This window comes from Kocuria sp. NPDC057446 (assembly GCF_042802875.1).
GTDB lineage: Bacteria > Actinomycetota > Actinomycetes > Actinomycetales > Micrococcaceae > Kocuria.
On sequence record NZ_JBHVDI010000280.1, the window covers coordinates 1 to 1837 of the forward strand.

Annotated in this window: 2 protein-coding genes; one reads left to right on the top strand and one right to left on the bottom strand. The window is 71.3% G+C overall.

All coding sequences use genetic code 11. The features are described from left to right. Positions 1 to 75: 75 nt before the first annotated feature. The gene (groES, locus tag ACFU0Y_RS18075; RefSeq protein WP_047801805.1) at positions 76 to 372 is read right to left on the bottom strand and encodes a co-chaperone GroES; all 297 of its coding nucleotides are present in this window, start codon (positions 370 to 372) and stop codon (positions 76 to 78) included. Positions 373 to 801: 429 nt separating this feature from the next. On the opposite strand from groES, the gene ACFU0Y_RS18080 reads away from it, so the two are divergent. Continuing rightward, positions 802 to 1797, top strand: coding sequence for a siderophore ABC transporter substrate-binding protein (locus tag ACFU0Y_RS18080; RefSeq protein WP_380216341.1), 996 nt, complete (start codon positions 802 to 804; stop codon positions 1795 to 1797). Positions 1798 to 1837: the final 40 nt, after the last annotated feature.

Sequence of the window (1837 nt, forward strand, 5' to 3'; positions counted from 1 at the left end):
CGCCGGAACAGCGGGGCGAGCGGCGGGCACCCTTCGTCAGGACTGCGCGGTCTGCGCCGGGTCGGTGGGCCCGGTCTACTTCTCGACGACGGCGAGGACGTCGCGGGCCGGGAGCACCAGGTACTCCTCGCCGTTGTACTTGACCTCGGTCCCGCCGTACTTGGAGAAGATCACGACGTCGCCCTCCTTGACGTCGACCGGGATGCGATTGCCGGAGTCGTCGACCCGGCCGGGGCCGACGGCCAGGACCTTGCCCTCCTGGGGCTTCTCCTTGGCGGTGTCCGGGATGACGAGACCGGACGCGGTGGTCTGCTCAGCGGCGAGCGGCTGGACGACGATGCGATCCTCGAGAGGCTTGATGGAGACCGACACGATCTCTCCTTGTCTGTAGGGGTGGAAAACGGTGGGCGACCGCGGGCTGGACCCGCCGTCGGGCTTCGGGCCGGTCGGCGCACCGACCGTCGTCGCGGTGCCGGTCGATCGCCTGGGCCCTTAGCACCCTCACCCGGAGAGTGCCAAGGCCAACTGTAGGAGCGGGCTGGCAGTCGGTCAAGGCGAGTGCCAACGTGCCGACCATCCCGAGACCCCCGGCGGCAATTAGGTCACGCCGGTGTTCGCCAATGATTTGCCTCACGCCCGCCCGACCCTCTAGGTTGAGCGGTAAGGCAACCCTTACCTCGGCCGAGCAACGGTGCCCTCCCCGTCGTCCCCGCACACCGGTGTGCGGGTTCGTCGCGCCCATCGGATCCCGCCGGCGCTCCTGCCCGGAGCACGCCGGCGTCCTCTGCACGAAGGAAGACCATGAACCGCACCCCGCACCCGGCCGCCCTCCTGGCCGCCGCCGGCGTCCTCGCCCTCACCGCCTGCGGCACGGCCCAGGGCGACGAGGCCGCCTCCACGGAGTCGTCCGCCCCCTCCGCCGCCACCGTCGAGGTCGAGGACAACCACGGCACGCAGACCGTCGACGTCCCGCCGGCGTCCGTCGTCGCCACCGACAACCGCACGTTCGAGACGCTCGCCGCGTGGGACGTCCAGCTGGCGGCCGCCCCGCGCGCCCTCATGCCGGACACCATCGCCTACGCCGACGACGAGTCCGTCGTCGACCTCGGCAACCACCGCGAGCCCGACCTCGAGGCCGTCGTCGCCGCGGATCCCGACCTCGTCGTCAACGGTCAGCGCTTCGCCGACTACCGCGAGGACTTCGCCGACCTCGTCCCGGAGGCCACCGTCGTCGAGCTGGACCCGCGGGAGGACCAGCCCTTCGACGAGGAGCTGAAGCGCCAGACCTCCGTCCTGGGCCAGATCTTCGACCGCGAGGACGAGGCCGCGCAGATCAACGCCGACTTCGACGCGGCGATGCAGCGCGTGGTCGACGGCTACCGGCCCGGCGACACCGTCATGGCCGTCACCGTCTCCGGCGGCGAGATCGGCTTCGTCGCCCCGGGCCAGGGCCGCACCCTGGGCCCGCTGTTCGAGATCTTCGACTTCGCGCCGGCCCTCGAGGTCGAGGGCGCCAGCGACGACCACCAGGGCGACGACATCTCGGTCGAGGCGATCGCCGACTCGAACCCCGACTGGATCCTCGTGATGGACCGCGACGCCGCGATCTCCGCCGAGGACGCGGAGTACACCCCGGCGCAGGAGGTCATCGAGCAGGCCGAGGCCCTGCGCAACGTCACCGCGGTGCAGGAGGGCCAGGTCGTCTACATGCCCCGGGACACCTACACCAACGAGGGCATCCAGACCTACACCGAGTTCTTCGACACCCTGGCGGACGCCATGGGCGAGCAGGACTGACCCGTCGTGCGGGCGGCGGTGGTGGGGCCCGCCCCACCAC